Source organism: Aphanizomenon sp. CS-733/32 (genome assembly GCF_028330045.1).
In the GTDB taxonomy this organism is placed as follows: Bacteria; Cyanobacteriota; Cyanobacteriia; order Cyanobacteriales; family Nostocaceae; genus Dolichospermum; species Dolichospermum gracile.
The window spans coordinates 63,666-69,816 of record NZ_JAQMSE010000234.1 but is presented as its reverse complement, the minus strand read 5'-3'; the positions used below and the strand labels follow the sequence as shown (position 1 = coordinate 69,816).

At 39.6% G+C, this 6,151-nt stretch carries 7 protein-coding genes and 1 tRNA gene; 3 read left to right on the top strand and 5 right to left on the bottom strand.

The window, feature by feature from the left end; all coding sequences use genetic code 11:
- Positions 1 to 77 precede the first annotated feature (77 nt).
- A complete protein-coding gene (locus PN471_RS20175; protein ID WP_271778363.1) occupies positions 78 to 461 on the bottom strand; it encodes a hypothetical protein in 384 nt (127 codons plus the stop codon).
- Between the two features lie 171 nt (positions 462 to 632).
- On the opposite strand from PN471_RS20175, the gene PN471_RS20170 reads away from it, so the two are divergent.
- Together PN471_RS20170 and PN471_RS20165 are read left to right on the top strand one after the other, a co-directional pair.
- Positions 633 to 758, top strand: a complete 126-nt coding sequence (locus PN471_RS20170; RefSeq protein WP_271778362.1) for a hypothetical protein — start codon at positions 633 to 635, stop codon at positions 756 to 758.
- 233 nt (positions 759 to 991) lie between these two features.
- On the top strand, positions 992 to 1,849 hold the full coding sequence (locus PN471_RS20165; protein ID WP_271778361.1) for a hypothetical protein: 858 nt from the start codon (positions 992 to 994) through the stop codon (positions 1,847 to 1,849).
- A 67-nt stretch (positions 1,850 to 1,916) separates the two neighbouring features.
- Here the strand turns inward: PN471_RS20165 and PN471_RS20160 are convergent, their stop codons facing one another.
- The 3 genes from PN471_RS20160 to PN471_RS20150 form a co-directional block, all read right to left on the bottom strand.
- Positions 1,917 to 2,936, bottom strand: coding sequence for a transposase (locus PN471_RS20160; RefSeq protein ID WP_271778360.1), 1,020 nt, complete (start codon positions 2,934 to 2,936; stop codon positions 1,917 to 1,919).
- Between the two features lie 18 nt (positions 2,937 to 2,954).
- Positions 2,955 to 3,812, bottom strand: a complete 858-nt coding sequence (locus tag PN471_RS20155) for a hypothetical protein (RefSeq protein ID WP_271778359.1) — start codon at positions 3,810 to 3,812, stop codon at positions 2,955 to 2,957.
- An 83-nt stretch (positions 3,813 to 3,895) separates the two neighbouring features.
- Positions 3,896 to 4,558 carry an Npun_F0813 family protein gene (locus PN471_RS20150; RefSeq protein ID WP_271778358.1) on the bottom strand — a complete coding sequence of 221 codons (663 nt, stop codon included), beginning with the start codon at positions 4,556 to 4,558 and terminating at the stop codon, positions 3,896 to 3,898.
- Between the two features lie 330 nt (positions 4,559 to 4,888).
- Here PN471_RS20150 and PN471_RS20145 point away from each other — a divergent pair.
- Positions 4,889 to 4,962, top strand: a tRNA-Arg gene (locus PN471_RS20145).
- 141 nt (positions 4,963 to 5,103) lie between these two features.
- On the opposite strand, the gene PN471_RS20140 is transcribed toward PN471_RS20145, so the two are convergent.
- Positions 5,104 to 6,126, bottom strand: coding sequence for a tRNA-dihydrouridine synthase family protein (locus PN471_RS20140; RefSeq protein ID WP_271778357.1), 1,023 nt, complete (start codon positions 6,124 to 6,126; stop codon positions 5,104 to 5,106).
- Positions 6,127 to 6,151: the final 25 nt, after the last annotated feature.

The following is a 6,151-nucleotide window of genomic DNA, read 5'->3' as shown; positions in this document are numbered from 1 at the left end:
TGAACGAAAATCCCTCGTTTCAGGCTTTTGGTGATTAACTTCTGCTCAATAGCGAGCGCTCAAAAATCATCAAAAAATCACGTTAAAATGCCCGAAACCCATACCTTATATTTGGTTGATCCTGTCAATGCGTAAGTCCTAAATTCATAGATTCCATCGGGTGTAAAATCCTGCCTTTTTTTTTGCACACACAACTGTAGATTTAAAGGGATGTTAGATATGATTAATAAAAAAATCAGCCATTCTGTTTCTTTTCTGCTAATTTTTTCTATAAGCAATTTATCATTAATTGGTACTACCTTTGCAAATCCATCAATTAAACAAGTAATGATAATTGGGGAAGAATTGAATACTCTTTTTAAAAAAGTGAACCTCGGTGATATTAGGGATACTAGAAATGTTGCTAGATTTTTAAAAAGATCTCCAGAACACCCTCTAGAAACTTCTTTTAAGACAGACATAAATAACTTTTCAAAAAAGGATAAAGGATATAAAACAGTAGTATATGGGACATTCCTTGGAATCCCGTCAGCGTCAGGTCGTATTGATCATTTTTATTTGTGTCAGGCAACTCAATGTTTAGTTAACAAAGGATACAATGAGTGTGACAAATCCTCACCATCGCTCACTCAATGCTTATCAAAGCCATTAACGTTGTCAAAGCCATTAAAGCCATTAACATTGTCAAAGCCATTAACTTTATCAAAGCCATTAACGTTATCAAAGCCATTAACGTTGAGGAACGGAACATTAATTAATCAGAATCCCATTTTAAAATGATCAAAACACTTGATGTATAAGCTGTTACGCAGCTAAATTTGATAACCATAATTTACTTGAACCTTGTGGTGCGCGCATTTTGCCCGCTAGAACTATACAAACTAAATGCACAACAGCTTAGTTAAAAATTAAAGGAGATATCAAAATTTAAGAGTTTTTGTTTGAGGTAATAAAGCATTTTTTGTAAAAACTACTTTCTTGGAAACGTAAAATGTCAGAATATATAGATATTGAAGATATTGAGGAAAAACTAAAAGAATTTGTTGCTGCTTTAGAACCTAATGTCCCCAGAAGTGGGCGTATTGACCACAAATACCTTGATTATTTAAGAAAAACTTTTAATAAGAGACAGATAGCTTTGATTTTGGGCAATTTAGGAGTGATGAAATTAGATAAAAATCAACCCGATGCTGCTGCACTAATTTTTAGAACTGCAATCGGTTATGATGATGATGACCCACATTTACATTTTCTTCTTGGAAGGGCTTTATGTGAATTAGGTCAACCAAACGACCTTAAGAATGCTAAAAAAGAATTTCTGAAAGCTAAAGAACTTCTAAACAAGGAAGAACCATCCTATGATAGAGACCAAGATTTAGCTGAAATTGACACTTATTTAGGCCATTTCGATGTATCTGTTTTTAGCGCTATTGGTCAAATGCTTGGTGATTTATTTAAAATGCTTGGTGATTTATTTAGAGGTTTAATTATGATTAATCAGAATGGAAGCATTGGCATCGGTGTTATGAGTGGCGGTGAAATCAAGGGAGAGGCAAAAGTTGCTGGAGTGATAAACGAAGCAGAAAAACAGAATCTAGCCCAAGTAGCACAAGACATTCAAGAATTATTAAACCAATTAAGTCAGTCTTATCCTACTAGTACAGTGTCAGAGAAAATGGCACTTGCGATAGAAGCCACACAAAACATCAAAAATAACCCAACTTTATTACAGAAAACAATGAGCGCATTAAAAGCTGGTGGTACGGCTGCTCTAGAACAAGCACTGAGTCATCCAGCAGCTAGTTTTGTGATCAATGCTTTAGATGATTTAAACAAAAACAATAAATAATTACTTAGCAATGATCAAGGTGGTTAGAGTAGTGAACTACTCCAACCAGCAAATATCACCATTGCCTTTAAACTAAAGACAAAGAGTAGACTTGACCATCAATTAACAGTCGCGTAATCCCCTTAGCTTGTAAATGGTTACTGGCCTTATGGAGCATTTGACTATCGGGGACTTTAATCACGCGATCGCGCTTAGTAGAAAAGCGTTTAGCTACCCGATGGTTATCAAAAATCGGTAGCGTTTTCTGTTGATTTTCCAGACTCGGAATTAGACCTAAATCACCAAAATCCTTGAGGGGACGGGTAATTAACTCCGCAGACCGATCAATTACCAAATAGCAAGTTTTCGGTAAATGGGCAACCGACAATGGTAAAACCTGAACAGATACTTCCCCATTTCCCCGTCTGGTAACTAGGGGTTTTGGGGCTTCATAGTCTTCGTCCTCAAAATCCTCCTCATCCTCATACAAATCATCATCTAAATCGTCATCCAAATCATCAGGTTCATCCAGCAAATCCTCATCCAATATCTCCGCAAACAAATTAGGCTGTGAATATGGAGATTCCACATCTATCTTGGGTTTGGGGATAATTGGCGTTTCTGTTGGCTTGTGTCTGACAATTTCTAGTTCTTTAACAACAGGAGTTTCCTTGACAACGGGAAGTTTAGGTTTTTCCACGGCCGAGGAGCGTGTTTTTACCCGTCTAATAACCGGACTAGGGTGAGCAAAATCAGGATCACCATCTCCTTCTGGTTCTGGTTCTGCTGCTATTGTCGGCTGTTCTAGTTCTAGATCAGATAACCTCTCCACCGGGTCAGCAGTGCCAGAAATTTCCACTGCTAATGGTGGTTGATTCAACAGCGGTAACTGCTCATAACTTACCTGCGCTCTGCCTTCAGGGGTTCTGGCGGCACGTTTTAAAGAAACGAGAAATTCATACTCTTCTTCTGGTAAGGTACTTTTGAGCAGCCTGCTAATTGTGGAATTACTCACACCATAGCGTTCTGCCAAAGTCGAGGTTGTTTCGGCAGTTTCTCGATAGAGCTTGAGAATTTCTTGTTTGTCAGAATCTGTTAATTTTCTCACGGTAGACACCAAAATTTGTTAAGTTCGTTTGCGTCCACGGTCTCGGCGTTTAAGACTCAATGATGCGTCGTATTCTAGGACAGCACCCAGACCGAATAACACTCCACTAAACACCCAGAATACTTCTAGTATGTCTCCACTTTGATAATCCGGTCCTTGAGCGAATTTAAACCACATATCTGCAATGTAGAGCGAAAATGCGGCTGCGGCAATCATTCGCCAAGATAAGGAGACTTTACCTCCCCAAAAAGCCAGTAGCATAATTGTGGCAATAATTAATAGCGCCACATCGCTAACTATGTAAAACAAATTCAGCAAAAAGGCAATTTGTTCAGTTGATGCTTGTTCCTTTTGAGAAATCAACCAAGCCAGAAAACTGCCTAATGCTCCAACTGCTGCCACAATTAGCCATTGCCATAATTCCAACTGAATTCGGCGATAAACCAAGGCTAAAGCCATACCAGCCCCTAAACATAAATATGTGAGGACAAAAAATATATCAGCAATAGATACATCTGGATCTTGTTTGAGGACGATTTCTGTATAGCCGAAAACGAGTCCACCTATAAAATAGGCAAACATTCCTAACCCGATTGACAGCCAGACTTTTCCACTACTAACCATTTGGGTACTCCGCCAGTTCCTCCAGCATAAGAGACTTGCACCCAAATAAGCCACAGCTTCAAAAATATTTGTGCCAATCACATACCACTGATCGCGGACTTCCATTCCCCGTTGCTCTGGGTCAGGGATTTTGGCACTAAACAACAAAAAGTATAACAATGCTAAAACAGCCCAGCTAAAACCAGCCAAAACGAGATTTTGAGTAGTTAATAGGGACTTAACGGGAGATGAATTGTTGTAAGATCTACTCATAGGGACTAACTAGGTAAATGGTCTGAATGTAATATTTTTTGCACATTGAATGAAATATAGCAGATTACAAACCAATATCCACCCTACTGCCAAAGCTTATTCAGGGGAGATTTTTGCACCCAACTGATAAATAGTTCTTGTTCTTCTACTGACATATCTTGTAATCGGTCATCTAGTTGATGGGCAAAGTTGGTATCACCAAAGTATGTTTTTCCTAATTTGTGCAGTTCTTCTAAAAGAATAATCACATGAGTTTCTTGCCAAGTCGGTATTTTACTCATTTGTGACAAATCCTCGGTCAAGAACGATTTTACTGTATCGGCAGAAGATATATCGGGAAATTGTTTTTGCTGTAATACCCCTGTTATATCCTTGGCAAATAAACTTGCTTGACGATTCCCTAATAGATCTTCAATATCTAGATAAACAGCTTGTAACAGCGTCAGAACACTTAGTGTCAAAATATCGGCTTTGCTATGACTGCCAGTATTACTACTGATCTGATCTAGCCTAACCTTTCCCCAAATGCTATAGCGCTCTGGTTCTTCTAGTAAGATGCAGGCTTTGCCTCGGTTATCTGTTAACGACTTCCAAAAAGTTTTAGCTTCGTCTTCTTCACTGGACTTAAAAACCGTAATCAAGCGAAAAGTCTGCCCCTGATAATAGAGAATTGGCACTTGCCGATCTTCTTTGTTGGGGTGCTGAACCGTTGAAATTTCAACATCCTGCCGTTTGAGAATAAACATAGCACTAGTAAATAACTCCTCACATTGGCTTTGTTGATCAAGAATATGTAATGGTTTTTAGTATCATTACGATGAAGTATAATTACTTATCGAGTTGGCAAAGAGCATTTGCCGGGGACTGGATACTTGACTGGGGTAAGCTTCTATGTAAGTATACATATTCGTGGGCAATTACCCCTTGACATCACAATATATCTGAATATCGTATCTATTTTGTTTCTTATTCTACGTCGACTGCTCAATCACTTGCAGTTTATTACTGAAATTAGGAAATTAAAAATTTCCTCTTGCCTATTTAGACAATTTTAGATATAATGATAAAGGCTTCACGGGTACGTAGCTCAGTTGGATAGAGCATCCGCCTTCTAAGCGGACGGTCGCTGGTTCGAGTCCAGCCGTACCCATTGATTAAATATAGCTGTAGCCAGAATGATTAGGACATTATTGATCCTTGAAAACTAATAATAGTAAGGGTTTCACTATTGCCTCTTGCCTATTCCCTCTTGCCTTCTGCTATATCTTGTTTGTCTGCCAGTTAGCTAGATTTACACAAGAATAGTTGAGGGTGTCAGGGCTAAAGTTTTCGTTAAATCTGTGAGGAGAAAGCGATCGCAGAGGTTAAATAATTCCATCTCTGTAGAAGTGTGTCGCATCAGTCGCAGGAAATGACCATCAGTATCAATATTCAAAGCAATGTAGTTGAGAAACATTTTTAGGTAGCCGATCCGCGCTCGTTCTGGCATAGTGGAAGCCGTAGGGGTTTGCCATAGGCGATCAATATAATGGCGCACCTCCACTAACGGCACTAGTGTGATCTGTTCTCCCCGTAAAGCCTGACGAATTTGATTAAACAGCCAAGGATTGCCAATCGCCCAACGTCCCACCATCACCCCCGCAGCCCCCGTTTGCGAAAGCACTTCCAAGGCAGTTGTCGCCGACTTGATATTGCCATTAGCCAGCACTGGACAGTTAACCCGTCTCACCGCTTCCGCAATCAAATCATATTTAACTTCCCCGTGATACATATCTTTCACCGTGCGACCATGCAAACTCAATAAATCAATATTGTGATCAGCAATTATATCTAGGATTTTATAAAAGTTATCTGTATTTTCAAAGCCTACACGCATCTTCACCGTTAAAGGTCTATCATTAACCACAGAACGCAGTTCTCCCAAAATCCGCTCGACTTTTTCCGGTTCTCGCAGCAATCCACCCCCAACATTTTTACGATAGATTCTCGGCGCAGGACAGCCCATATTCAAGTCTACTCCAGCGATATTATAGTTGCAGAGTTCCTTTGCCGTTCTGGCTAAATCGGGAATACTTTCACCAATCATCTGAGCAAAAACCGGGCGATCGGTATCATTTTCGGTAATTGCCGCCAGGATTTTGCGATTCAGTCGTGAGGTATCATTAACGCGAAAATACTCAGTAAAGAAGTAGTCAGGGCTACCGTAGTGGGCAATGACTTTCATAAACCAGAGATTGGTCACATCCTGCATAGGTGCAAGAGCGGTAAGTGGTAAGTCTTGCTGAAGCGATTGGGGTAGCGATACTTGGGACATGACAGAAAGATTTTAGATTTTAGAT

What these genes read in the sequence shown, in the direction of transcription:
- PN471_RS20165 (WP_271778361.1), top strand. Translation starts at nt 992, where the DNA reads ATGTCAGAATATATAGATATTGAAGATATTGAGGAAAAACTAAAAGAA.
- PN471_RS20155 (WP_271778359.1), bottom strand. Translation starts at nt 3,812, where the DNA reads ATGAGTAGATCTTACAACAATTCATCTCCCGTTAAGTCCCTATTAACT.
- PN471_RS20140 (WP_271778357.1), bottom strand. Translation starts at nt 6,126, where the DNA reads ATGTCCCAAGTATCGCTACCCCAATCGCTTCAGCAAGACTTACCACTT.
- PN471_RS20170 (WP_271778362.1), top strand. Translation starts at nt 633, where the DNA reads ATGCTTATCAAAGCCATTAACGTTGTCAAAGCCATTAAAGCCATTAAC.
- PN471_RS20175 (WP_271778363.1), bottom strand. Translation starts at nt 461, where the DNA reads ATGTCTGTCTTAAAAGAAGTTTCTAGAGGGTGTTCTGGAGATCTTTTT.
- PN471_RS20150 (WP_271778358.1), bottom strand. Translation starts at nt 4,558, where the DNA reads ATGTTTATTCTCAAACGGCAGGATGTTGAAATTTCAACGGTTCAGCAC.